General features: G+C 47.2%; 22 protein-coding genes and 2 riboswitches. Of the genes, 18 read left to right on the forward strand and 4 right to left on the reverse strand.

Annotation, left to right across the window (positions count from 1 at the left end; translation table 11 throughout):
* Positions 1–7: 7 nt before the first annotated feature.
* The gene (rhaB, locus tag NLX78_RS05710; RefSeq protein ID WP_254349855.1) at positions 8–1,489 is read right to left on the reverse strand and encodes a rhamnulokinase; all 1,482 of its coding nucleotides are present in this window, start codon (positions 1,487–1,489) and stop codon (positions 8–10) included.
* A gap of 353 nt (positions 1,490–1,842) precedes the next feature.
* A riboswitch (purine riboswitch) is annotated at positions 1,843–1,946 on the forward strand.
* A gap of 157 nt (positions 1,947–2,103) precedes the next feature.
* Here rhaB and NLX78_RS05715 point away from each other — a divergent pair.
* Positions 2,104–2,721, forward strand: a complete 618-nt coding sequence (locus NLX78_RS05715; RefSeq protein ID WP_025720187.1) for a xanthine phosphoribosyltransferase — start codon at positions 2,104–2,106, stop codon at positions 2,719–2,721.
* Positions 2,715–4,022: a nucleobase:cation symporter-2 family protein gene (locus tag NLX78_RS05720; RefSeq protein WP_165178129.1), complete on the forward strand. Its 1,308-nt coding sequence runs from the start codon at positions 2,715–2,717 to the stop codon at positions 4,020–4,022. The genes NLX78_RS05715 and NLX78_RS05720 overlap by 7 nt, the downstream gene beginning before the upstream one ends.
* 82 nt (positions 4,023–4,104) lie before the next feature.
* Here NLX78_RS05720 and NLX78_RS05725 read toward each other — a convergent pair whose 3' ends face one another.
* Complete coding sequence (locus NLX78_RS05725) at positions 4,105–5,175, reverse strand: hypothetical protein (protein ID WP_254349856.1); 1,071 nt, start codon at positions 5,173–5,175, stop codon at positions 4,105–4,107.
* 1,084 nt (positions 5,176–6,259) lie between these two features.
* Positions 6,260–6,463: riboswitch (cobalamin riboswitch) on the forward strand.
* A 217-nt stretch (positions 6,464–6,680) separates the two neighbouring features.
* Here NLX78_RS05725 and NLX78_RS05730 point away from each other — a divergent pair.
* From NLX78_RS05730 to NLX78_RS05795, 14 genes are all read left to right on the forward strand, one after another.
* Positions 6,681–8,261, forward strand: a complete 1,581-nt coding sequence (locus NLX78_RS05730) for an ABC transporter substrate-binding protein (protein ID WP_254349857.1) — start codon at positions 6,681–6,683, stop codon at positions 8,259–8,261.
* A 15-nt stretch (positions 8,262–8,276) separates the two neighbouring features.
* Positions 8,277–9,206, forward strand: a complete 930-nt coding sequence (nikB, locus tag NLX78_RS05735) for a nickel ABC transporter permease (RefSeq protein WP_254349858.1) — start codon at positions 8,277–8,279, stop codon at positions 9,204–9,206.
* A gap of 14 nt (positions 9,207–9,220) precedes the next feature.
* Positions 9,221–10,036, forward strand: coding sequence for an ABC transporter permease (locus NLX78_RS05740; RefSeq protein WP_254349859.1), 816 nt, complete (start codon positions 9,221–9,223; stop codon positions 10,034–10,036).
* Positions 10,036–10,953: an ATP-binding cassette domain-containing protein gene (locus tag NLX78_RS05745; RefSeq protein ID WP_254349860.1), complete on the forward strand. Its 918-nt coding sequence runs from the start codon at positions 10,036–10,038 to the stop codon at positions 10,951–10,953. Before NLX78_RS05740 ends, NLX78_RS05745 begins: the two co-directional genes overlap by 1 nt.
* On the forward strand, positions 10,950–11,726 hold the full coding sequence (locus NLX78_RS05750) for an ABC transporter ATP-binding protein (protein ID WP_254349861.1): 777 nt from the start codon (positions 10,950–10,952) through the stop codon (positions 11,724–11,726). The genes NLX78_RS05745 and NLX78_RS05750 overlap by 4 nt, the downstream gene beginning before the upstream one ends.
* 142 nt (positions 11,727–11,868) lie before the next feature.
* A complete protein-coding gene (gene nikA / locus NLX78_RS05755) occupies positions 11,869–13,497 on the forward strand; it encodes a nickel ABC transporter substrate-binding protein (RefSeq protein ID WP_254349862.1) in 1,629 nt (542 codons plus the stop codon).
* A 42-nt stretch (positions 13,498–13,539) separates the two neighbouring features.
* Positions 13,540–14,484: a nickel ABC transporter permease subunit NikB gene (gene nikB / locus NLX78_RS05760; RefSeq protein WP_071558037.1), complete on the forward strand. Its 945-nt coding sequence runs from the start codon at positions 13,540–13,542 to the stop codon at positions 14,482–14,484.
* Positions 14,484–15,314 carry a nickel ABC transporter permease subunit NikC gene (gene nikC / locus NLX78_RS05765; protein ID WP_254328331.1) on the forward strand — a complete coding sequence of 277 codons (831 nt, stop codon included), beginning with the start codon at positions 14,484–14,486 and terminating at the stop codon, positions 15,312–15,314. The genes nikB (NLX78_RS05760) and nikC overlap by 1 nt, the downstream gene beginning before the upstream one ends.
* A gap of 20 nt (positions 15,315–15,334) precedes the next feature.
* Positions 15,335–16,159: an ABC transporter ATP-binding protein gene (locus tag NLX78_RS05770; protein ID WP_039271915.1), complete on the forward strand. Its 825-nt coding sequence runs from the start codon at positions 15,335–15,337 to the stop codon at positions 16,157–16,159.
* A gap of 38 nt (positions 16,160–16,197) precedes the next feature.
* Positions 16,198–17,007, forward strand: a complete 810-nt coding sequence (gene nikE, locus NLX78_RS05775; protein ID WP_254349863.1) for a nickel import ATP-binding protein NikE — start codon at positions 16,198–16,200, stop codon at positions 17,005–17,007.
* 331 nt (positions 17,008–17,338) lie between these two features.
* Positions 17,339–18,148 (forward strand): transporter substrate-binding domain-containing protein, encoded by an 810-nt coding sequence (locus tag NLX78_RS05780; protein WP_039271912.1) that lies wholly within the window; start codon positions 17,339–17,341, stop codon positions 18,146–18,148.
* A gap of 30 nt (positions 18,149–18,178) precedes the next feature.
* Positions 18,179–18,895, forward strand: coding sequence for an amino acid ABC transporter permease (locus NLX78_RS05785; protein WP_013312615.1), 717 nt, complete (start codon positions 18,179–18,181; stop codon positions 18,893–18,895).
* Between the two features lie 4 nt (positions 18,896–18,899).
* A complete protein-coding gene (locus tag NLX78_RS05790; RefSeq protein WP_250266967.1) occupies positions 18,900–19,670 on the forward strand; it encodes an amino acid ABC transporter ATP-binding protein in 771 nt (256 codons plus the stop codon).
* A gap of 231 nt (positions 19,671–19,901) precedes the next feature.
* Positions 19,902–20,918: an asparaginase gene (locus NLX78_RS05795; protein WP_254349864.1), complete on the forward strand. Its 1,017-nt coding sequence runs from the start codon at positions 19,902–19,904 to the stop codon at positions 20,916–20,918.
* 47 nt (positions 20,919–20,965) lie between these two features.
* Here NLX78_RS05795 and NLX78_RS05800 read toward each other — a convergent pair whose 3' ends face one another.
* Positions 20,966–21,913, reverse strand: coding sequence for a Gfo/Idh/MocA family protein (locus tag NLX78_RS05800; RefSeq protein ID WP_254349865.1), 948 nt, complete (start codon positions 21,911–21,913; stop codon positions 20,966–20,968).
* Between the two features lie 112 nt (positions 21,914–22,025).
* Here NLX78_RS05800 and NLX78_RS05805 point away from each other — a divergent pair, with 112 nt between their 5' ends.
* Complete coding sequence (locus tag NLX78_RS05805; protein ID WP_483311671.1) at positions 22,026–22,691, forward strand: helix-turn-helix transcriptional regulator; 666 nt, start codon at positions 22,026–22,028, stop codon at positions 22,689–22,691.
* Here NLX78_RS05805 and NLX78_RS05810 read toward each other — a convergent pair.
* A complete protein-coding gene (locus NLX78_RS05810) occupies positions 22,615–22,860 on the reverse strand; it encodes a DUF6953 family protein (RefSeq protein ID WP_013312611.1) in 246 nt (81 codons plus the stop codon). The two genes, NLX78_RS05805 and NLX78_RS05810, sit on opposite strands and share 77 nt — an antisense overlap.
* 213 nt (positions 22,861–23,073) lie before the next feature.
* On the opposite strand from NLX78_RS05810, the gene NLX78_RS05815 reads away from it, so the two are divergent.
* Positions 23,074–24,474, forward strand: a complete 1,401-nt coding sequence (locus NLX78_RS05815) for a transcriptional regulator (RefSeq protein ID WP_302057282.1) — start codon at positions 23,074–23,076, stop codon at positions 24,472–24,474.
* The last annotated feature ends 178 nt before the right edge of the window (positions 24,475–24,652 follow it).

Consider the following 24,652-nt stretch of genomic DNA (forward strand, 5'->3'; position numbering starts at 1 on the left):
TACTCCTTTATTGAGATATGTGAATAGAGGATGTTGCTTGTATCTTAAGGTGCTCCCAGCGATCCAAAAGTTCTTGCATGCCTTCCACCGATTGTGGCTCATATAGCCGAGTTGGAAAGGAGCGGGCGATGGTTCGGCCAGCAGCTTTGAGATCCTCAAGAACACCAGAGCTAATTAATTGCACGACAATATTGCCGATGGCCGTAGATTCGGAAGGACCTGCCTGAACCTCAATTCCCAAGAGATCGGCGGTTAGCTGACATAGTAATTCGTTGTTAGCGCCTCCGCCAACAATGTGCAATCTGGTAATTGTTTCGTCTGTTAAACATTGCAGTTCGTGTAAGGCATCGCGGTAGCTTAAGGCCAGACTGTCAAAAATACAGCGGGCGAGCGAACCCGGCGTCCTGGGGATGGGCTGGCCTGTTTCTTCACAGAATCGCTGGATTTCAACGGTCATACTATCTGGGTTTAAAAAGGATGACTGGTTACAGAGGACGAGACTGACAAACGGTGCCTCTGCTGAAGCCAGTTCGGCCAATTCGGCAAAGCTATGTGCGGAACCGCCCTCTCTCCTAACCTCCTGAATCATCCATAATCCCATAATATTTTTCAGAAAACGGTACGTACCGTAAGCGCCCCACTCATTCGTGTAGTTCGCCTGCATGGCTGCCTTGGTATTCAAGGCTTCGGATCGTTCCATTCCCAGTAGTGACCACGTTCCGCTGCTAATATAAGCCCAAGGTTCTTCCCGCTGTGACGGAACACCTGCAACAGCCGATGCAGTATCGTGAGTCGGCGCTAGAATGATCTGACAGTTCGGAAGATCGTATTTTTGAACAAGCTCCGGCAAAAGAGAACCCAGAACCCGTCCAGGCTCGGCAAGCTCTGAAAACTGATTGCGTCGCAGTTGGAGCAGGGAGAGAAGGTCTTCATCAAACTCTCGGGAGTTCACGTTGAGAAGCTGCATCGTGGACGCATTCGTCATTTCATTGATCATGATGCCTGTCAGGCGATAGTACAGATAATCGGGGACCATCAATATTTTATTCGCCTGGGCAAGCTGTTCCCGATCATGGACGAACAGTTGATAAAGGGTATTAAAGTTTAATTCCTGAATGCCTGTTTTCTCATACACAGCCTCTTGACTGATGAGCTGATGCAGCCTGTCGGGTGCATGGAGGGTACGTGCATCCCGGTAAGCGTATACCTCATGAATGCGGTTACCTTTCTGATCAAGCAGCACGTAATCTACAGCCCATGTATCAATGCCGAGCGTACAGGAATGAATCCCTTTTTGTTTAGCTTTTTGCAAGCCCTGAATAATCTCATTTAATAGTTCGTCGATATTCCAGTAATCGTGTCCGTCCTTTTCGGTAAAGGAGTTGTTGAAACGGTGAAGCTCTTGCAAGTGTAGCTGGTCACCTTGCAGAGTTGCACTTACGAGCCTTCCGCTTGAAGCTCCAATATCAACAGCAAGATAATTATTCATATCCAATCTCCTTGCATGGATAAAATACGGGCAGCCTGAAAGTCTGCCTTTTGTTTTCTTAACTAACTCCATACTACTTCCGTTTTTCTTTGTAGTCAACAGAAACGGAAGTGAGATTTGTGGTTTTATTTTTGTTTTCTAAAATTATAATTAAAATTAAGTGTTGTTTTGTATGCATTTTTGTTTTTTTATCTGTTTTCTACAATCAGGATAATGCAAAGTCCTCACAATATATATACCTTGAACAAAGTTCGATTTGATTTTACGATATTCCAATTGTGGAAGGTTCTCCAAATGCCGCTGTCTGTATGAAAAATAGTCTTGAAACCGCCCGCCAGAGGGTGTAGTATACAAGATATCAATTTCATATGACTCGTATAATATTGGGGATATGGCCCAAAAGTTTCTACCGGATGACCACTGTAATCGTCCGACTATGAGTGATAGCGCATCGGCTTTGGATGAATGCGGGCATTTATTTGTGCGCCAATCCGTCAGGGATGACAACCCCAAGGACAGGCTTCACTTGAGAAACAACTCAAGGGAGCCTGTCCTTTTTTGGTTTTGGCAGGTTTTATACTATTTTAAAGTACAGAAGGAGCGATACTCGCATAATGAAAGCTTTGGAGGAACGTATTCGTCAAGAGGGACAAATTTTATCTGACACCGTATTAAAGGTAGATTCATTTTTGAATCATCAGGTAGATACAGCATTAGCTTTGGAGATTGGTAAGGAGTTTGCACGCCTTTTCGGCAGTGCTCCGATCACCAAGGTGCTTACAATTGAAGCTAGTGGTATTCAATTTGCTATGGCTACTGCTATTGCCTTGGGGGTCCCGTTCATTTATGCGAAGAAAAAGAAGGCAATCACGCTGAATGAGCAGGTATACTTCGCAGAGGTTCATTCGTTCACTCGGCAGGAAACCTATCAGGTGAGCATTTCTCAAAAATATCTCGATGCTAGCGACCATGTGCTGATCGTAGATGATTTTTTGGCTACTGGCGCAGCTTTGGTTGGACTTACGGATATTGTGAAGGAAGCAGGAGCGGAGCTGGCCGGGGTTGGCTGTGTAATTGAGAAGAGCTTCCAGGAAGGCCGTGGACTGTTGGAGCAAAGAGGCATTGCCGTCCGTTCTCTTGCGCGTATCGCTTCCATGGCACCAGGCGAGGTTCATTTTATAGAGGAAGCTGGAGCGGTGATTCCTCCCGTTAAGGAGAATGTGGGATGCTAAGTAAACAAAAGTTATTCGCGCTGGGCTTCCAGCATGTCATGGCCATGTACGCTGGAGCAATTGCTGTACCTCTAATTGTAGGGGGAGCATTGCACCTGACGCCAGCCCAGATGGCTTATTTGGTGGCTGCCGATCTGTTCACTTGTGGGATTGCTACGTTATTACAGATTATGGGCACACGCTTTTTCGGTAGTAGACTGCCTGTCATTTTAGGCTGTACATTTACGGCAGTAGGGCCCATTATCGCGATTGCTTCGACCTCAAATTTAGCGACAGCGTACGGTGCCATCATTTTGTCCGGTATATTTGTGGTGTTAGCAGCACCGTTGTATGGCAAGCTGTTACGCTTTTTCCCGACGGTTGTTACGGGTTCGGTCGTTACGATTATCGGTCTATCTCTTATTCCGGTGGCGATGAACAATGTAGCAGGGGGCCAGGGCAGCTCGGATTTTGGACAGCCACGTAATTTGCTGCTGGCGTTAGTTACACTACTGGTTATTCTGCTTGTGAATCGGTTGGCAAAAGGCTTTTTGCGCTCGATTTCCGTGCTTATTGGTCTGTTCGCGGGCACAGTGGTTGCTTATGCGATGGGAATGGTGCATTTTGCTCCCGTGGCGGAGGCCTCATGGGTGAGTGTCGCGCAGCCGTTTTATTTTGGTAAGCCAGAGTTTAGCATGATGGCAGTTTGTACGATGATTATCGTCAATATTGTCAGTATGGTTGAGTCTACAGGCGTTTATCTGGCAGTAGGCAAAGCGATTGATCAGAAGGTGGAACAGAAGCAGATCGTCAATGGTCTGCGTTCCGAAGGACTCGCGATTATGCTTGGGGGTATTTTTAATGCGTTTCCTTATACAGCTTTCTCGCAAAATGTTGGCCTGATCTCACTCACACGCGTCAAATCGCGGAACGTTATTTTTGCTGCGGGCGGTATCATGGTTGTTCTCGGTTTGCTGCCTAAGCTGGCTGCCTTAACGACAGTGATTCCTAACGCTGTGCTGGGCGGGGCGATGATCGTCATGTTTGGCTCGGTTGCTGCATCAGGCATGTCTATTTTGTCAGAAGTGGATCTGCGGAAGGAAAGCAATCTGCTGATCGCAGCATGCAGTATTGCCGTGGGCCTAGGCTCTGCCGTTCTGCCACAAATGTTCGACCAGCTGCCGAGCTTTGCTAAAATGCTGCTGCAAAATGGTATCGTTTCGGGCTCGATTACAGCGATTGTCTTGAACATTGTTTTGACGAGAAAACAAGGGGAATCGGTCAAAAGCGTGACGGTTCAGGAGGTTCCACAGAAGGTTTGATGATTAGGAATAAATAAAGATAGCCGGAGAGAGGACGTATGCCTCTTTTCCGGCTTTTTGGCATGGAGTTATCCAGAACTGGTTATTTATTAAGCAGCATGAAGTTATTGATGAAACCCTCTTCCTGTATAAAGATCGGGGTTTGAATTTTCGAAGTAAAGTCATAATAGTACACGCCGCGTCCTTCCTCCTGATTTTTCTGAGAGGCGCTGCCTAAATAGTAGATACCCTTGCCGTCTGGGGACATATAGATAAAGCTGCGGGATGAAATGGGTAGCTCTAATTTGGTGCGTTTTCCAGTCACAATATCGACAAGGCTATACTCGGGGTTGCTGTGATTAATGAAACGGGCAGTGACTAGGAGCAACTGATCATTACTGCTGGACAATGATAAGATTTGTTCGTTCTTTAGTGTAATGACAGACCGCTCTTGTTTAGTGGCGTTGTTGATTTCTGTAACCTTGTAGTCCGGAGGGAGCATAGTGGACTGTTTCTTGGTTGCGATGTCTCTTTGTTTATCTCGTCCATTTTCGGAAAATTGGGAAATGTACGTTGCGCTTTTGCTAGAGTTGTAAGATACAGACCAAGTATTCATATCCTGATTTTCATCATGTAAGAACTGCATTGTATGAGTCGATTTATTGTAGAAAATCGTTTTAAGTGTACGTTCTCCTTTTTTGACCGCAGCTAGAACAAGTGGACCTTCTGGAGTAGTTGGCACTATACGATTAATGGCAAATAAATTATCGGATAATTGTTCAGTTTTTTTTGAATTTAAGTCGTACGAAAATAGTTGGTCTCCCTTATCATCCACATCGGCAGAGTAATAAATTTTGTGATCAGGTAAGGACACCACGGAAAGTGGGTATTGAGAGGTATAAGGAACATCGGCCAGTTTGGTCATTTTTTTACTGCTTAAGTCATACGTCATGACCCGCATAACCATACCTTTATCTGTATTTTTCCCATTCATATATTCTGTATAAGTCATAGATAGGTATTGGCCTTGTTCTGAAGGAATTGTTTTTTTGCTTGATTGAACTTCTTTTGATGGGATTGACTGCGTTGATGGAGAAGAAGATGGTGAGCAGGCAGACAATAGAGTTGGAACGAGCAAGAAAACTATAATGAAGCGAAAGCTGCTTGTTTTCAAAAGGAAACATCCTTTCTAAGATGAAGAATTTAATAAATCGATTAATAAAATACGGAAAAGGATAGGGTGTAGGCCCCATCCTTGTTCCAGCATGAAGATATTAGAACGTATAAAAATATCTTCCCGAAAATGAGAGAGACGAACTCCATGTTAAGCCTAAATCCTGTACACCTGTTTTCCAAATATCAATAACAGCATCTGGCAGGCTTCCATTATCGGCTTTATAAAAAGTATAAGCGACATCATTGTCAGTGTTTCTTACAGAGATTTTAGTATTAAACTTCGGATTATCAATAGCTCCTTTTGTTGCGCAATCGCCTCTTTGTAGTGAATTGGAATTTTCACCTGTAGAGTCCGTAAAGTTTGTCCCTCTTCCTGTGCCTTGAACCTCACCGCTCGAAGTTCCGGTGATGACAATTTCATTATTATGTGCTCCGTATGTATAAGTCTCAGGTGCTTTGCGTGTTCCGCGTGGTTCCCCAAATGAATACTAGGAGCTTGATAATCTACTAGAAGAATTTGCTAGAGTGGTAGGAAGGGGCATGGTATAATCTAAATTATGGATTTTGAATAGTGGTGGATGTTTTCGGACCACGGTGCAGCTTCCCGAAAGGGGGTGAAGCCGATGGTCACACTTGTATCGTGCTACGATGTGTTGCGTTGGATGGTTACGTTACTAAGCCTGGTGTTTAGTATTCGTAAACTTTATCGCTGGCTGCGTCGGAAATTTCGGAACAAGCGAAAACCCACCGCGTAATTAGGTTAGGCGCCTAACGGTGGGTTTAGCTAAGTATTTAGCGCGCCGTGGTGGTGATCCACAGCCTTTCAAGTCCTAAGAGTCTTTGCCGTTGGCGCGGCGAAGACTCTTTTTAGTATACGGACACGAAGGTTATCTCTATACCTAATTTTAGCACGTTCATTTCGTGCACGCAATGAATAGCCATTACCTTCATTCTCGCCATATTGTTCAAATTTAAATTATTGTGCAGCATTTATTGACAAGCCTGTGACAACAAAATAAGATCGTAATGGAAAGAAATAAAGGAAGAAAACAGGTGTGAGCCGGACGACTCTATGTACGGGGTTTTGTTGAGACCATGTGGATAGTTGTTGAGCGTGTTCACTTAAAAGGGAAGTTCGGTTGATTCCGACACGGGCCCGCCACTGTATACAGGCATCAGCAGGATACTGCTGGAGCTTTCAGAACAGCCACTGGAACTGTGAAGAACCGGGAAGGCCTGAAAGATACGCTTGGAGTCAGGAGACCTGCCTGTTTTGACATCACTGTCAGACCCACGGGATGCTGGGGAGGTGGTTAGGCGTGCTGCATACGGAATGTCTGAAACCGATCTGATCCCTTCTATGTTTTTGGAGTTGGCTTCGAGGTGTGTTTTGACATTTTATAATGAAAGCATTTCTGACTGCTGATCAAGTGGTCCGGAATGCTTTTTTCGCGTTTTGCGTTAGGTTTATATGATTTTACAAGATAGAGGGGGATTCATCGAATGATTAGCAATCGTAGCAGGCGCTCATGGTTGATATGTACAGGGGTGATGCTGTTACTGGCAGTTATGGCTCTTTCGGGATGTACTAGCAATAAGACGTCGAATAGCTCCGGCAAAGATGAGAACGCGTCAGCACAACAAACAGCGACAGGTAAAAAGCTGGTAATGGCGTATACATGGAAACCGTCAGGTGTTGACCCGCACGGAGATAATAGCTGGGATGTGATGCGATCCGGTGCAGGTGAGACACTGGTACGTTTGAATGAAAAGCTGGAGCCTGTGGCTTGGCTGGCAAAGGAGTGGAAGCAGGATAGTCCTACAGTTTGGACGTTCAGCTTGCAGGATAAAGTCACTTTTCATAATGGAAAGAGTATGGATGCAGCAAGTGTAAAAGCATCTTTGCTACGCTCTATCGAGAAAAGCCATCTGGCGAAGGATTTACTGAATGTGAAGTCCATTGATGTAAGCGGCCCGCTGGCCTTAAAGATCACGACAAACCAGCCGAATGCGGCGTTGGTGTCCAATCTAGCTGATCCATCGACGATTGTACTGGATGTGGCATCGATGAAAGATGAGCAGAGCTACCCAGCGATGACAGGCGCCTTTAAAATCAAAGCGTTCAACAAGGACCAATCCTTGATCGTAGAGCGTTATGACGGATATTGGGGCGAGAAGGCACGATTGGCTGAAGCGACGATGAAGTTCATTACGGACGGGAATTCGCGCCTGATGGCGCTGCAATCCGGCGAGGTGGACGTAGCGACGGATATTCCGGTTGATAACGCAGAGGTACTGAAAAAGAACGACAAGCTACAAGTGCTGTCGGCTCCCTCCTTGCGCACCCATATGCTCGTGTACAATATGGAATCCCCAGTATTCAAGGATGCGGCGAACCGTAAGGTGGTAGACAGCCTGATTCCACGCACATCGATTGTGAGCGCCGTCATGAGGGGCTTCGGTACGGAAGCAAGCAGTCCGTTCCCGAGCATTCTTCCCTTCGGTAAAGTTGAGCGTAAAGCGCTGGACGGAACGGCGGATCAGCTGTTAACGAAGGATGGCTGGCAGAAGGATGCCCAAGGGACATGGACTAAGCAAGGCAAGCCGTTCGAGGTTACGCTGCTGACTTTTCCTCAGCGTCCGGAGCTCTCTGTTATGGCTGAGGTCATCCAAAGCCAATTGCTGAAAGAGGGAATCCAGGTCAAGATTCGCAAGGTGGAAAATATCGACGAGGCGTTGACCAAAAACGATTGGGATTTTGCTATGTACAGTATGCTTACTGCTCATACAGGAGAGCCACAATATTTTATGGACATGTTTTATTCTTCGAAAAGTGAAGCCAATGTAAGCCGTTATAGTTCCAAACCGCTGGAGAGTATTCTTAACAGCTTGAAGCTGGCGAAGGATACAGCGCAGCGTAATGCTGTGACACTACAAGCGCTGGATATCATCAATACGAATTTGCCACAGTCGTTCATTGTGCATCCTGACAATGTGTTCGGTGTGAAAAAAGGGGTAGAGGGTTTTACACCCCATCCGATCGAGTATTACTACATTACAGCGCAATCCGATATTGCGGAATAACGAGCGGCGTATCCTATGATTCGTTTTATACTGAAACGTGTGGCGCAGCTGCTCATCATTGTATTCGTTGTATCCACGCTGACTTTTGTATTGATGCGGCTGGCTCCTGGAGACCCTGCTACCATTTTGCTCACCGCGCATAATGTTCCTGCCTCTGAGGAGGCGTTGACGACGCTACGGCAGGAACTGGGCTTAAACGAACCGCTTCATATTCAATATGTGAACTGGCTGCGGGATGTGTTCACAGGGCATTGGGGCACCTCGTATGTATCCAAGGAATCCGTGCTAGCCGAACTGTGGAACAGACTGCCTGCTACTGTGGAGCTAGCTGCTGCGGGCTTTGCCGTCATGACGGTGCTTACGCTGGGGTTGGGGCTGGCTGCCTCGCTAAAAATTAGCGGCCCATTGGATCGTCTGGGCAGGCTGTTCGCCCTGCTGGGATCGTCGATCCCCTCTTTTTGGCTTGGGTTTCTGTTGATCTATCTATTCTCCGTTCGCTTGGGCTGGCTCCCATCCATGGGAAGGGAGGATTGGACACATTTAGTGCTCCCAGCGCTGACTCTTGGTGCAGGTTTGGGAGCTGTGCAAGCACGTGTACTGCGCGCTCAAATGCTGGAGCTGGGTGACCGGAATTTTGTGAAAGCAGCGAAGGCTCGAGGCTTTTCCCGTATGCATATCCTCTTTTTTGAGATATTTAAGCATGCGGTTCTGCCTATAATTACACTGCTAGGTACCAATCTATCATTTATGCTGGCAGGTAATGTCATCGTAGAGACCATTTTTTCATGGCCGGGGTTGGGCAAGTATTTTATAGATGCGATTACACAGCGAGATTATCCGGTGATTCAGGGGTATGTTATTTTCGCCGTATTTTTAATTGTAGGAGTTCAGTGTTTGGTGGATGTGGTCCAGACGGCGATAGATCCGAGGCTGCGTTTGCGTTAAGGGGGAAGCTGAAAATGAAAAAGATACGGCTTTCCTTTCAAGGGAGCTTGCTGGCAGGAGGCGTACTGTTTGGTCTGATCGTGCTGCTTGGGTTATTGGCTCCATGGGTCGCTCCTCATGATCCTCTTCAAGTGGATCTTTTGAACCGTCTGGCACCACCCAGTCGGAAATATCCTTTCGGTACGGATCATCTGGGTCGGGATGTGCTGTCAAGGCTAATTTACGGGATTCGGATGAGCGTGCTAATCGCATGTGCAATTACTGTAGCTACGCTGTGCTTCAGTCTGCCTATAGGGTTGCTCATTGGTTATGTGCGCGGACGCGTGGATCAGCTGGTTATGCGTGGAATAGACGGTGTACTGTCTTTTCCTGATATTATTTTAACGGTGGCAATTGTGGGCATTTTGGGCCCAGGTTTTGTTAACATGACCCTTGCGATTATTGCGGTACGGTGGGCGGGTTATGTCCGGTATATCCGTAGTCTGGTTCAAAAAGCCTGTCAGGAGGACTACGTTCGATATGCCCGTTTATCCGGCAATTCACACGTACGTATACTGGGACGTTATGTATTGCCACAAGCGTTGCCACAGTTGTTGGTTTATGCGGTATGGGATATCGGACGCGTGGTGCTGATGATCGCTGGGCTGTCCTTTCTTGGACTGGGTGTACAGCCGCCCAAGCCAGAGTGGGGCGTGATGCTGCATGATGCAACCTCATATTTTCAGGTGGCTCCGCATGTCATGATTTTCCCGGGCTTGGCGATTATGCTATTCGTACTTGCCTGCCAGCTTTTGGGCGACCGCTTTTCGGAAAAGGGGGCGGCCAAATAGTGGAGGATCAAACAGCCCTTGGGTGCAAGGATACGATAGAGCAAGTGGCAGGGCGAAAACCGTTGTTACACGTGGAACATTTGGAAATCTGCCGCACAGGCGTAGGAGCAAGCGGAAGCGGGAGCAAACCACTGCTGCGTGATGTGAGCTTTTCCATATATTCAGGGGAGATTGTGGCCCTGACCGGACCGAGCGGATGCGGCAAGAGCCTGACCGCACAGGCAATCGCAGGCATGCTGGAGCCAGGTATTAATGTTACGCAAGGGCGTATCTACTATAACGGGGAAGACATTCTCCCGTTCCAGGAACGGCGCTGGCAAAGGCTGCGCCGAGAGGATATTGCCCTGCTCATTCAACAATCGCTGAGCGGGTTGAACCCGATCCGGACTGTCCGCGCCCAGCTGATGGACACGCTTAGACTGCACGGGCGGCGTCGGATGCCGCATGACCAAATGGAGCCGGAGCACGCTGATTCTGTCGCATCCTACACTGCACCGCAGCAAGTCCACCCGCTGGGCGTGCTGCCACGGATGCGGCAGCTGCTGAGCCGTGCCACGGAGATAGCCAGAGGAGGCGCTACTCCAGTGCGGGAGGCCTATTTGCGCTCTCTGCTCCGCAAGGTTGGATTTGCAAATCCTGAGCATATTTTGTCGTCATATCCTTTTGAACTAAGCGGAGGCATGTGTCAAAGGGTGCTGCTGGCTGCAATGTTAAGCTCCGGTCCGAGCCTCTTTATTGCCGATGAGCCTACTACGGCGTTGGATGTTATCAACCGCGATAAGGTTCTGGCATTGTTGCAACAATTGAGAGAAGACTTTGATCTCACCATATTGTTGATTTCACATGATCGCCAGGGTATGAGTCGCATAGCAGATCGAGTGTTGGAGATGAGCCCGGAAGGAAGGATGCACCAGTGATGCTGGAATTGAAGAATGTGACCAAAGCATACCCTGTCCGCAAACGGAGAAAAGGCTGGTTCAGCACGCAAGATAGCGAGCAGGCCGTGAAGAAGGTGAGTCTGGAGCTACGACAGGGGGAATGTCTCGGACTGGTTGGAGAAAGTGGAAGTGGCAAAAGCACGCTGGCACAATGTATTCTAGGGCTGGAGTCGTTGACTTCAGGAGAGATTTGGCTGGATGACCAGCCCATTCACATCGGAAGGATGAAGGATATCCATCTGTACAAACGAATCCAACTGGTCGCACAGGATTCGTCGTCCTCGCTCCATCCTCGCATGACCATACGAGATATTTTGGAGGAGCCAATCCACAACTATTTTCCCGGACGAAAAGCGCAAGCACTGGATATTTGCCAGTCTTTACTGGAATCTGTGGGGCTGGACACGGAATGTCTGGAAAAATACCCAACACAACTAAGTGGCGGGCAAAAACAGCGGGTATGTATTGCCCGAGCGTTGGCGGTGGAGCCGGATATTATCTTGTTCGATGAATCGATCGCCAATCTGGATACGACAACGCAGTTTTCCGTACTGGGCATGCTTAAGAGAATGCAGCAGGAACGTGAGTTGTCCTACCTATTCATCACTCACGATCTCCAATCTACTCGTCAGTTTTGTGACCGCGTTGCCGTCATGGTTCAGGGGGAGATCGTGGAAATATTTAAGGAATGGGATAAAGACTTGTTACAGCATGAGTACACACGTACTCTGTTTCAAACGTTGGCGAATTAAGCCATAAATTTAATATTCTACAAATTTCAAATAAATAAGAGGATGGCTTGTCGAATGTTGTTGACAAAATAGAACGTGGTACCTATTCTAAATATGATTATGATAATCATTATCACATATATAGAAAAGGGGAAATACATTGATGTCCGTTCGACACCGCAAGACTGCCACCCTTATGTTGGTGGTGCTCCTCTTATTATCCGTTGTTTTGGGCTGCGCGAAGCAGGAGAACACACCTGCATCCACCTCTACTGACGGAGCTGCCAATGAAAAGTCGATCACGCTATCGTGGCCGCGTGACATTGGCACGATGAATCCTCACGTATACAATCCTTCCCAACTTTTTGCACAATCCATGGTTTATGAGCCGTTAGTCAGCTACAAGCAAGGAGGCAAGCTGGAGCCTGCTTTGGCTGAATCCTGGACCATTTCCAAGGACGGCAAAATATACACATTTAAGCTGCGCAAAGGTGTGAAATTTTCGGATGGAACGCTATTTAATGCAACCATTGTCAAAAAGAACTTTGACGCTATTATGAAAAATGAGAAGACGCACAGCTGGCTTGGTATAGTAGGCGTTCTCGACAAAACTGAAGCTGTAGATGACAGCACCTTCCGAATGACGCTCAAAGAGCCATACTACCCAGTGCTTCAGGATTTGTCTGTCGTTCGCCCGTTCCGTTTTCTGGGTGAAGCGGGGTTCCCAGATGATGGAGATACGTCCAAAGGAATCAAGAAACCTGTAGGTACAGGACCTTGGATGCTGGATGAATACAAGCAAGATGAATATGCAACCTTTAAGCGTAATCCAAATTATTGGGGCACTGCACCAAAGGTGGATAAAATTACGGTAAAAATCATTCCCGATGGCGAAACCCGTGTAATGGCCTTTGAAAAAGGCGATCTGGATCTGATTTATGGAGAGGGTGTCATTAGTCTGGATGCTTTCAAACAGCTTCGCGACACGAATCAGTATGTTACCACGCTGTCCGAGCCTGTTGGTACAAGAAGCCTGTTACTCAACTCATCCAATCCCAAGCTGGCAGACCTTCGGGTACGCCTGGCACTCCAACATGGCTTTAACAAGCAGGCAATGGTAGAAGGTGTAACCTCAGGTCTAGAGGAAACAGCGGATACGGTTTTATCCAAAAACTATCCGTATACGAATGTAAACTTACAGCCTGTTGGCTATGATGTGGAAAAATCCAAATCGTTGCTGGATGAGGCTGGCTGGAAGCTGCCCGCAGGCGGTACAGTACGGGAAAAAGACGGACAACAGCTGGATTTTGAGCTGATTTTTGATAAGACTGATCCGATCCAAAAGGCGATGGCTGAAACCATTCAGGCTGAATGGGGAGAACTGGGTGTCAAAGTGAACCTGACCGGACTGGAGCTGACGGTTCAAATTAAGCGCCTTAGATCCAACCAGTTTGATCTGTACTTCTGGTACAACTATGGTGCGCCTTATGATCCGCATTCCTTTATTAATGTCATTGCTAAGAAGAGCTTCGGAATTTCCGAGGTGCTGAGTGCCCTTCCGATGAAGAAAGACCTGGATCAGCAAGTACACGAAGCGCTCTCATCGACAGATGAAACCAAGCGTCAAGAGCTGTATGCTTCGATTCTGAAGACGCTTCAGGAGCAATCTGCCATTGTACCTATTTCGTATATTAAGAAAACGGCAGTGTACCAGAAAAAGATTACAAACTTTGTATTCCCGGCTAATCGGGATGAAAATCCGTTTGAGGGAATTGAAATCGGAAGTAGCTGAAGCCGATAGGTAACGGTAGTTTATAGGATAGGAGGACAACTCATGATCAGCTATATCGGGAAGCGAATGGTAGCGGTCATTCCTATTGTTCTCTTTGCCACCCTCGTTACCTTTGCACTCATTCATATTTCACCAGTTGATCCGGCCGAGGCCTATTTGACGGCTGCTCATATTTACCCTACTCCAGAGATTCTGGAGCAGAAAAGACATGAGTTCGGGCTGGATCAGCCTTTGCTGACGCAGTATATGCATACACTTCAAAGAATCAGTCAATTGGACTTTGGTACTTCGTATCTGACCAACAAGCCGGTGTGGGATGAGGTCAAGGTTCGGCTGCCCGCCACTTTTGAATTGGCTGTGAGCAGTATGGTGCTATCTATCGTGGTGAGTATCCCGTTGGGCGTGCTGGCGGCGATGCGTAAAAATGGCTGGATCGACATGCTTAGTCGAGGAATTTCATATTTTGGCGCGTCTATACCCCAGTTCTGGCTGGGATATTTGTTAATCTTCTTTTTCTCTGTCCGATTGGATTGGCTCCCTGTAGAGGGGCGAGGAACGTGGCAGCATCTGGTGTTGCCCACGTTAACCCTGTCGCTGGTTCTGATTGCTTTATATACGCGCCTGCTGCGTTCCAGTGTGTTGGAGCAGCTTCAGGAAACGTATGTGCAGTATGCCAGAACTAGAGGAATTCGTGAGCGGGTGATCATGCTCAAGCATGTACTGAAAATTGCCATTGCTCCACTGATTACAAGTATGGGTATGAATCTGGGCAAGCTTCTGACCGGAACAATTATTGTGGAGCAGGTGTTTTCATGGCCCGGATTTGGCCGTTATTTTGTGGAAGCGATTTTTAACCGGGATATTCCCGTCATACAATGCTATGTATTTTTGGCGGCATGCCTGTTCATCGTATGCAATTTGCTCGTTGATCTGGTGCATTTGTATATGGACCCCCGAATTTCATCGAAGGGACGAGCAGAGCAGTGATGATAAGGTTGCGTACAATGTTCAAAGGTCAAAAGGTAATCGTGGTCTGCTCTGTCGTACTGGCTGCTCTTTTTATCATTATGGCGCTAGCTCCTTGGCTGGCTCCCCATGATCCGGTTAAAGTCAATTTACTGCACAAGCTGGAGGGACCTTCGAAAGAATACTGGCTGGGGACCGATCATTTGGGTCGATGCAATTTATCCCGGTTGCTGTATGGAGCGCGGATTTCCCTCGGCTTTGCGACATTAATTTTCCTGTCCTCGCTTAGTATCGGCGTTGTGATCGGGTCGCTTGCAGGTTATGTGGGTGGCTGGGTCGATAGTGTGTTGATGCGGTTTTGCGAAGGTATTATGGCGTTTCCGAATTTGGTGCTTGTGCTGGGCATTGTCGGTATTTTTGGGCCGGGTCTCATGCAGGTGCTGCTTGCTTTAATGATGGTGCAGTGGGTGTATTATGCCAGAATGTGCCGCAATATGGTCGTCAGTCTGAAAGAACGGAATTTTATAGCTGCCGCAAGGATTAGCGGGTCCTCCTCAGGGGCCATTATCCGCCGGCATATCATTCCAAATGTACTAAGGCCGATTGTGGTCATTGGTACGCTGGAAATGGGCTGGGCGATCATGGATATTTCTGCGTTGTCTTTTCTCGGTTTGGGCATCCAACCGCCGACTCCCGAATGGGGAGCGATGATTCATGAGGGAACGGGATACATCCGCAGTCACCCGGAATTAATGATCTATCCGGGGGTTATGATTCTGGTGGTGGTGATGGCCTTCAATATATTGGGGGAGGCGCTGTCCGACCGATACGGAATTGCCAAACGTCAGTAAAACAGGAGTGAGTTACAACGATGGACGACAGGGCGAAGGTGCTGGAGGTCAGCGGCTTACAGGTGAAGCTCAAAACCGATGCCGGGGCGGTATCTCTGCTGGAGCCAACTCATTTTGAGCTGAAAAGGGGACAAGTTCTGGGTCTTGTCGGTGAGAGTGGAAGCGGCAAAACGGTGACTTGTAAAGCATTGCTCCAACTGCTGGATCGCCAGACGATGGACGTGGAAGGTAGTGTCCGTCTGAACGGGCGTGAACTGAACGGAATGGCGGCCGAGGAAATGCGGCGTATTCGGGGCAAGGAAATCGCGTTTATTATGCAAAATCCGATGAGCGCCTTTACGCCAGTGTATACGATCGGAGCTCAGTTTATGGAAACGGTCCGCACGCACACTGGATTAACCAAACGACAGGCCCGTGATCTTGCCATAACGGCTCTGGAAAATATGAATTTGCCCGATCCAGCCAAGCTGATGAAGCGTTATTCGTTTCAGTTGAGCGGCGGGATGCTGCAACGGGTCATGATTGCCATTTCCATGTGCCTGCGGCCAGCAGTGGTTATTGCGGATGAACCAACGACGGCGCTTGATGTGGTCAATCAGCTACAGGTGCTACGAGAGCTGGATCGCTTGCGTACGGAATACAATACGTCCATTTTGCTGATCTCGCATGATCTGGGCGTCATTTCCCAATTGGCGGATGAAGTGGCTGTCATGCAGCAGGGTCGTATTGTTGAGCAGGCTGAGGTCCATCAGTTGTTCGATCACCCGCAGGATGAATATACCAAAATGCTGCTACAAGTCAGACCCAAGTTGTCCATTCGGGGCATGAATCAGGTAGGTGGTTAGTCGCCTGTTCGACAGTTACACTTTCAAAAGGGGAGCGAATGCGTATGCTACAAGTGAAGAAAGTAACTCATAGCTATGGAAGGCGCAAATGGCTGGGCCGTTCTGAACCACGCCCCCCTGTGTTGGCTAACGTTTCACTTACTATAGAGAGTGGGTTTTGCCTAGGCTTACTTGGAACCAGTGGAGCCGGTAAAAGCACGCTGGGCAAGGTTATTCTGGGGCTGGAGAAGCCGCAGGAGGGTCAGGTGCTGTTCCAGGGACAGGACATTTATAATGCGAGCCCCCAAGTCCGCAGGGGAATGCGACGGGATATGCAGGTCGTATTTCAGGACTGCTACTCTGCTGTAAACCCCCGAATGACCGCCGGGCAGATTATTGGGGAGCCATTGGACAATTACGAACGGTTATCGGTGCAGGAACAAAAAAGAACGGTCGAAAGCCTACTGGAACGGGTCGGCCTCAAGCCAGAGGATCGGATTAAATATCCGCATCAGTTCAGTGGCGGACAATTGCAGCGGATCAATATTGCACGGGCGATTGCGCTCAAACCAAAGCTGATCGTGCTGGATGAGTCCGTCAGCAGCCTCGATATGGTTCACCAGATGCATATTTTATCCCTGCTGGGAGAACTGAAATCTTCGTTTGGATTGTCATATCTGTTCATCACGCATGATATTCGGGCAGCTTATGCTGTCTGCGATGGCATTGCTGTGATGGAGCAGGGGAGACTGATCGAGCGCTGTGATGAGAAGGATCAGATTTTTGAATCTGCTCATCCGGCTGTACGACGGTTGATCTCGTCCATTTTGCCGGAACATCCAGCAGAGCGTTTTTCGCTTCATGGATGACATTGGACCCGCAAGGGTCCTCAGAGTGTCGAGAAAGTCCAGAGGACTTTTCGACACTTCTATTTTTATATGGGGAGACGCATCTTTTAAAACAAAAATCGATTTAAAACGATCTGAGGACCCTAGTTTTTAGACCACTAAGACAGTTTTAAACCCCCTGCAAAAAAAACAGGGGGTTTCTCGACAGCCTGTGGACCCGCAAGGGTCCTTTTTTTGTGCAACATATAGCTAAATAATCAATATGAAATTTACTTGTTGTATTATTTGAATAACCCGTTATAATATAAAATCATAGTAAATTACTTGGATATTAAAAAGGGGATGTCATAATATGAAGAAATCTGCTTTGGTAGCAGCGATTGGCCTATCACTTGTGTTATTAACGGGTGCCTTGAGTGGATGTTCCTCGAAGGATGCAGCATCGGGGGATAAGGTAATCTATGTCGGCACACAAAATGACTACCCACCGTTTGCTTTTACGAATGATAAAAACGAGCTAACCGGATACGATGTGGAAGTAGTCAAGGAGATCGACAAGAAGCTGGACGGCTATAAGATTGAATTTGTACCTTCGGGCTGGGATGCGATATTCCTTGCACTAGATTCAAATAAAGTTCAGATGATCGCCGATGAAGTTGCCAAAAATCCTGAACGTGAGAAGAAGTATTTGTTCTCGGATGAGTCCTATTTCTCGGCTCAGTCGGTTATTATTGTGAAAAAGGGTAGAACGGATATTCATTCCCTCAAGGATTTGGAGGGCAAGAAGGTAGCGGCCTCGGTAGGCGACTCCTACACACAGTTGTTGGAACAGTATAATGCGGAGAACGGAAATAAAATTATTTTGAAATACAATGATACAGGTACTTCGTCCGATAACCTTCAAGACGTGCAAAATGGCCGAGTGGACGCTTATGTGAATGATCCGGTTATGGCGGCGGCAACGATCAAGAAGGAAGGCTTGCAGGTGGAAGCTGTGGGTGAGCCGGTGCAAAGCGATAACATCAACCTGGTGTTTAAAAAGGATAAGCAGGGCGAAGAGTTGAAAGCTAAAATCGACCCGATTATTAAAGAGCTGAAAGCGGACGGAACACTGAAAAAATTGTCTGAGCAGTGGACAGGTGGAGAATTTATTCCTCAGTAATAACAATGTAAAGGGTAAAGTGGGGTTCCTATGGAAAAGCTGTTTGATCTTGATTATATGCTGAAAAGCCTTCCCCAGATCGTCGAGTATCTTCCCGTGACCTTATGGATTGCGTTTGTGTCCATGCTGCTGGGTGGGATCATCGGGTTAGCTACGGCCTTAATCCGGATATACAAGGTGCCTGTCTTGGCGCCATTGTCTACGTTGTATGTCTCGTACATTCGGGGAACACCGCTCATTGTGCAGCTGTTTCTCGTATATTACGGAATACCCAAGTTTCTGTATTATTTCCAGAGCGAATATGGATTCTTACAGCAATTCAATGTCTATGTCATCCCGCCCGAGCTGTTTGCGTTGCTCTCATTTTCATTGAACCTCGGGGGATATTTGTCGGAGACGTTCCGGGCGGCGATTCATTCAGTCGACCGGGGACAATTTGAGGCTGCTAATTCCATCGGTATGAGCCAAACACAAATTATGCTCAAAATTGTATTGCCGCAGGCGTTGACGGTCGCTTTGCCCAATTTGGGAAACACGCTGATCAGTACGGTGAAGGATACGTCTTTTATTTTTATGATCGGTGTCGTCGATATGATGGGACAGGCTAAAATTATGGGCGCGCGAGCGTTGGCTTTTTTTGAGGTATATGTTGCGGTGTCTCTGATTTACTGGTTGGTGTGCATTATTATTGAGCGCGGGCTTGTCGTGCTGGAGAAGCGTATTCGAATTTACGAAAGAAGTGAGTAAGGGTATGATTCAACTTCATCAAATTCATAAGCATTTTGGACAGCATCACGTGTTGAAGGGCATAGACCTGACGGTAGGCAAGGGAGAAGTCGTAGTGATCCTGGGCCCAAGCGGATCGGGGAAGTCCACGCTGCTGCGCAGCATTAATTTTTTGGAACAGCCGACCAGTGGTGTTATTGAAATTGACGGTGTAAAGGTCGATGCCGCCAAGGCGGGAAAAAAGGACATTCTCGGACTACGGATGGCAACGGCAATGGTATTTCAGCAATATCAGTTGTTTAAAAATTTGAATGCACTCCACAATGTGATGATTGGTCTGACCAGTGTGAAAAAGCTGGATCGTAAGCAGGCGAGAGAGATCAGTGAAGGCATTCTGGAAAAGGTCGGGTTAAAGGATCGTATGACTTATTATCCTGCCCAGCTTTCGGGTGGACAGCAGCAGCGAGTTGCGATTGCCCGTGCTTTAGCACTAAATCCACAGGTGTTGTTGTTCGATGAACCGACATCCTCACTTGATCCTGAATTGGTGGATGAAGTGTTGTCCGTGATTCAAAAGGTGGCGAGTGAAGGCAATACGATGATTATTGTCACACATGAGCTTGGTTTTGCGAGAGATGTAGCGGATCGGGTTGTACTAATGGAGCATGGCGTGATCGTGGAGCAGGGACCCGTCGAGCAGTTTTTCACCAATCCGAAGGAAGAACGGACACGGCAGTTTCTGGGCAAAGCGTTGGTACAGCAGAGAGCGCCACAGGAGCAGCCTGTATCCCCATAAGAAGTACGTGGATGGGTTATAGGTATGTGCAGCGCTGTAGAGTATTGCACCTATAGTAAAAGCACGTTAGACAAGTCGCAGGAGGAAGGAAAGCCCGCGCTTGTTTGTCGTGCTTTTTTTGGCCCCTCATATCCCAAATTCTTTTCCATTGCAAAGTAGCTTATCACACTTATTCATGATAAATTCTAAGAACAATACAGTGAAGATGTAATCGGGAAGGAACATTGGCATATGAAAAAGGTTTTGTTCATTAATACCGGAGGGACCATTTCTTCCTCCTATCAGGAAAACGGCCTGACACCGACCCAATCGGCTGAAAATATTTTGGCGGAAATTCCGGAGCTGAAGGAGATTTGCGAGATTGATGCCCATAATCTGATGAGCATTGATAGCACAAATACACAACCTGAGGATTGGGCTTCTATCGCCCGGATGGTACATCGTTCGCTCGATCAATACGACGGTATTGTCATTGCACACGGCACGGATACGATGGCTTATACGGCTTCAGCCTTGAGCTTCATGCTGGGAACCGTAGACAAACCCGTCGTCGTGACAGGTTCGCAGGTTTCCATTTTGGCGGAGCACAGCGATTCCAAAAAAAATGTAATCGACTCATTCCTGACCGCATGTGGCGAGGTGGCCGGGGTTTTTGTCGTGTTTAACGGCAAAATTATTAACGGCAGCCGCAGCTCGAAGATCAGAACACGCAGCTATAATGCTTTTGAGAGTATTAACTATCCGTATATCGGACTCGTGGAGAACGCTAAGGTGATCTATACGGAGGGCGTATTTGCAAATCGCGGTACCGCTCGTCACCCATACAACGACGGGTATGCTTCGGAGGTATTTCTGCTCAGGCTGATTCCGGGTACGAATCCGGCGATTTTCGATGCCATTCAGGGCTTGGGCTATAAAGGTATCGTCATTGAGGGCTTTGGCATGGGTGGCGTTCCTTTTAAAGAAAGAAGCCTGATCAGCAAAATCGAGGAGCTGATGAAGGACGGTATGAGTATTGTCGTGACTACTCAATGTCCTTATGAGGGCGGGGATTTGACGATTTACGAAGTGGGACAAAAGGTACTGGAGAAGGGCGTTATTCCGGGGTATGACATGACAACGGAAGCGCTGGTGACGAAAATGATGTGGGCGTTGGGGCAGACGACCGACCCGGCAGGGGTAGCCAAGATTATGGCAACGAACTACGCGGACGAAGTTTCCTTGCCTGCGGATACAGCTTCCTTATAGGAAGCTGATTTCCGTAGATAAGAACAGGCATAAGAAAAAATACGGGGTTAACGCTGGGCTTGCCCCAGTCTGCTTTTAATCTCAACAGCCACTTTCAGCGCTTGTACAGCCGATTCCAGTGAAATCAGGTTTTCCGAATGTCCGCCAAAGCATTCAAGTGCATGATCCAAACTTTTTTCATATGGATTGGCAGATTCGAGGTTGATTTTTTGCTGTCCTGATGCGGTGTACTCATATAATGCGGTAGGTATAAGATCGTTTTCGTCGCTTTCATGAAATACCAGCTTGGCCTTTTCAAAATAAGCCTCATAGGCCACTGTGAAGGGGTAGCTTCCCGGCATGTGGGATGAGGCGATGACTTCTGTGAATGTATTCCGATGCTGAAAGTAAGCCCGAACCTGTGCTTGTTCAGGATGGGTAACTTCTGTACCCCAGACTGTACATGGATCACAGGGGCCTAATAGCCAGGTCAATAAATCCAGTTCGTGAATCATGAACTGAGTAGGAATGGAGCTTAGTCCAAGATCCCCCCACAGAGGAGGCGTTTCTCTTTTCAAAGATAAGGAGATGAGCTTCCCGTATTTCTGTTGGCGGTATGCCTCATACAGATAGGTATAGGCGGGATCAAACTTAATGAACTGGTTGACCAGAATCTTTTTGCCATATTGTTTCTCAGCTTGTTGCATAAGAAGAGCGTCTTCGAGATCAAAGCAAACCGGTGTTTCACAAAATACATGCTTACCGTGCTTCAGCGCATCCACGGCATAGGACCTATGCAGCTGGGAGGGCAGGCATAGATCGACGATATCCACGTCTGGGTCCAGCAGAATATCCTCTATATTTTGTGTGACTTCTACGTTTAGCTCCTCTTTCAGCTTTTGCAGCTTGGTTTCGTTCCTTCCAAATACCATGATTCTGTTTACTTTGGGATGGTTGTTTAACAGTGAGGCATGATACGCGCCGAATCCCGTCCCCAATATTCCAATATTCATCATCCATTACGCCCCTTTACTTCTATGATACACACCTATTACTGCCAACAGGGTGTCAACAATCTTTGCATCATCTTTTCAATTCGGGTTAACCATCTATTGTGGAGGTATGATTGTGAGACTGCATCGTTTAATCGCGATTTTATTATGTATCGAATCTAGAGGGAGAATGAAGGCCAAAGAATTGGCGTTGGCACTGGAAACCTCTGTACGCTCTATTTACAGGGACATCGATCTCCTGGCTGAAGCCGGCGTTCCGATTGTTACCGCATCCGGCCCGAAGGGCGGAATTTATTTAATGGAGGGTTATACGGCAAACCTGAAACAGTTGAATGGCGGGGATGTTATTCAGTTGTATTTAACAGGGATGGGCATCTATACGGGCGGGCCCACGGAATCGGGTTTGAAGTTAAAGAATGCTCTGCTCAAACTGGAACAGACGATGCCAGACCCGTATCAGTCCGATATTAAGAAAGCCAAAGCGCGGTTTTATTTTGATGATACGCCGTGGTGGACGGAACGTATAGCCATTCCTTGTCTTGAGGCCGTGAGAACTGCAGTGTGGGGGTCACATAAAATAACTATTCAATATGAGAAAGCTGACGGAATCTGTTCTTCCCGTCATGTGCATCCCTATGGACTTGTGGTGAAAAAAGGAGATAAATTATTAAAAAAACACCTGCCTAGGGCAGATGCTTTGCTTGTTAAGTCCAGGCCCAGAGAAATCCGTCACGATCCCAGGCAATTCTGCCACCATGAAGCTTGCGGAATGCTTTTTTGATTTCTTTTTCCAGAGATACATGACCATGCTCGCTTATAAACACATACTGCTCTCCATACTCAGAGCGTACATATGCAATTGCATCTTCTTGTTTCAGGGTGCCCACTTCACGGATCTGCGCGACCATCCATTGTGCAATCTCTTGTTCTGTTGTAGGGGTGTTGTCCATTTGTCGTATCCTTTCCTGCGTACCGATTGGGTGTAGCTGTTCGGCTCACCTCCCCGTAGTATACGGCAATTCGGAGAATTATTGAATTTTTTGATATAAATTTACTTGAGCGGTTGGCTAAGTGGGCTTTCTTTTGTATAATTAAGGGAATATTCACGGGAATTTTCTTTTTTTGTATTGTAATCATGCAAGTAATCCCTGGGGGTGCCTGATTTGAAGGAAACAACCACAATTCGCGCAGAGCTGGAGCAGTACATCAGACGAGAAGGAATTACGATTAGTAAGTTTGGGGAGAACACAGGTATTAATGCAGGAACGATCAGTGCCATTATTAACGGTAATCGTCCGATTGCGATGCTGCTGTTGGATCGGATTGGTGCAGGCATGGGGCTTGAAGAAGGGAGCCTCTATGAGTTATACATTGATGAATTTATACGGAATACGGCACCGAATTGGCGACGGGTTCGTCCCTTTTTGCATCGCTGTGCAGAGCTGAACAAACTGGATTGTATTAAGCAAGTCGTGGAGTTTATGATGGACTATCTCATATACGCCCCAGCTTTGTTTGAGACAGCAGAAGAATTATTCAGTGAAGGTAAGCTTGAGGCTGCGGCAATTATTTATAAAAATGTTTCCGAAAGTGAGAAGTACCAACATTCAGAGCGTCTGGCGCTCTGCCAATATCGTTTATTTACGATTTCCGTTGGCGATGACCAGGACGAAAATTTATGGGCAGCCACACACTTCGAAAGCTTTGTGGACCGACTGGGTGAAGCAGACCAACTGGATGCCTTAAGAGACCTGGCTAATACCTATGCCTCCTTGCGGCGTTGGGATAAAGTAGAATGGTTTGCTGAAAAAATGGCTCAAAAAGCCAAGGTACAATACGAGCAAAAATACGGGAATACCAGAAGATCAGAGCGTGGCAAGGAACCCAAGGGTCCTTTGTTTATGTATATTGTATACTCTTACGTGTTGCGTGCCGGGGTGTGGGATGAGCGCGGGGATTATCAGAAGGCGCTGGAGTATGTATCGCTATACTCTGATTTGAGCTGGGTGCAAGAGGATACGGAAGAAGCTCGGCGTTTGAAGGCCCTTTGTAGCAACTGGGCTGAGGCCAACGGGTATTTGTATCAGTTGATGTCAGGCAGCCTGGATGTGATTCCACAATATGTGGATTATTTGGAAAAAAACAAAGGCGAAATTCTGGTGGGGTTGCATAAAATTATGGTAGCGGCCAACCGTTATGATTTTAATGTAGATCATGTACTGTTGCACTTTGAAAAACAAATTGAGGCATTTGCAGATCAGCATGTCAAGGTAGGCACCTATACGGAGCAAATGTCAGCAGATCTTTATGCACGTTTTTTGGCAGAGATGGCTTGTTATGATCTCAACAAACACCGTTATACCAAAGGCATGAAATTCTTGCTTGAGAGTCTTTCCTATTCTGTAGTGCTGAATGGTAATCCTGTCACCATTAAATGTGTAGGACTATTTGAAAAGTATCGGCATACTGCCACTTCTGAGGACAAAGAGGAATATAAAAACTTACTTGGAGAGGTAGAGTACATCCATGATAAAAAAGATCGTTTTTTCTCTGCTCGCATTTAATGTTTTTGTCCTATTGAATTTTTCACCCGTTACCCCCCCTATGGAAGATCCTAGCGACGTCCACAGTCATGGGTTGGGGGGATGGGCTTTTTCATCCCTTGAACCATCCGCTTAGAGGATCTAGAAAGCGGCATTCAAAAAGGTATTCTCTTATGAAGAAGAGGATACCTTTTTTTGA

The organism is Paenibacillus sp. Lou8.1 (assembly GCF_024213565.1).
GTDB classification, from domain to species: domain Bacteria; phylum Bacillota; class Bacilli; order Paenibacillales; family Paenibacillaceae; genus Paenibacillus; species Paenibacillus polymyxa_B.

Bases quoted from the DNA above. Each gene is read 5' to 3' on its own strand.
- nikB (WP_254349858.1), top strand. From the start codon at position 8,277: ATGATTCGTTTTATACTGAAACGTGTGGCGCAGCTGCTCATCATTGTA.
- NLX78_RS05720 (WP_165178129.1), top strand. From the start codon at position 2,715: ATGCTAAGTAAACAAAAGTTATTCGCGCTGGGCTTCCAGCATGTCATG.
- NLX78_RS05785 (WP_013312615.1), top strand. From the start codon at position 18,179: ATGGAAAAGCTGTTTGATCTTGATTATATGCTGAAAAGCCTTCCCCAG.
- NLX78_RS05800 (WP_254349865.1), bottom strand. From the start codon at position 21,913: ATGATGAATATTGGAATATTGGGGACGGGATTCGGCGCGTATCATGCC.
- NLX78_RS05790 (WP_250266967.1), top strand. From the start codon at position 18,900: ATGATTCAACTTCATCAAATTCATAAGCATTTTGGACAGCATCACGTG.
- NLX78_RS05715 (WP_025720187.1), top strand. From the start codon at position 2,104: ATGAAAGCTTTGGAGGAACGTATTCGTCAAGAGGGACAAATTTTATCT.
- NLX78_RS05780 (WP_039271912.1), top strand. From the start codon at position 17,339: ATGAAGAAATCTGCTTTGGTAGCAGCGATTGGCCTATCACTTGTGTTA.
- NLX78_RS05740 (WP_254349859.1), top strand. From the start codon at position 9,221: ATGAAAAAGATACGGCTTTCCTTTCAAGGGAGCTTGCTGGCAGGAGGC.
- nikE (WP_254349863.1), top strand. From the start codon at position 16,198: ATGCGTATGCTACAAGTGAAGAAAGTAACTCATAGCTATGGAAGGCGC.
- NLX78_RS05795 (WP_254349864.1), top strand. From the start codon at position 19,902: ATGAAAAAGGTTTTGTTCATTAATACCGGAGGGACCATTTCTTCCTCC.
- NLX78_RS05770 (WP_039271915.1), top strand. From the start codon at position 15,335: ATGGACGACAGGGCGAAGGTGCTGGAGGTCAGCGGCTTACAGGTGAAG.
- nikB (WP_071558037.1), top strand. From the start codon at position 13,540: ATGATCAGCTATATCGGGAAGCGAATGGTAGCGGTCATTCCTATTGTT.
- NLX78_RS05730 (WP_254349857.1), top strand. From the start codon at position 6,681: ATGATTAGCAATCGTAGCAGGCGCTCATGGTTGATATGTACAGGGGTG.
- nikC (WP_254328331.1), top strand. From the start codon at position 14,484: ATGATAAGGTTGCGTACAATGTTCAAAGGTCAAAAGGTAATCGTGGTC.
- rhaB (WP_254349855.1), bottom strand. From the start codon at position 1,489: ATGAATAATTATCTTGCTGTTGATATTGGAGCTTCAAGCGGAAGGCTC.
- nikA (WP_254349862.1), top strand. From the start codon at position 11,869: ATGTCCGTTCGACACCGCAAGACTGCCACCCTTATGTTGGTGGTGCTC.
- NLX78_RS05810 (WP_013312611.1), bottom strand. From the start codon at position 22,860: ATGGACAACACCCCTACAACAGAACAAGAGATTGCACAATGGATGGTC.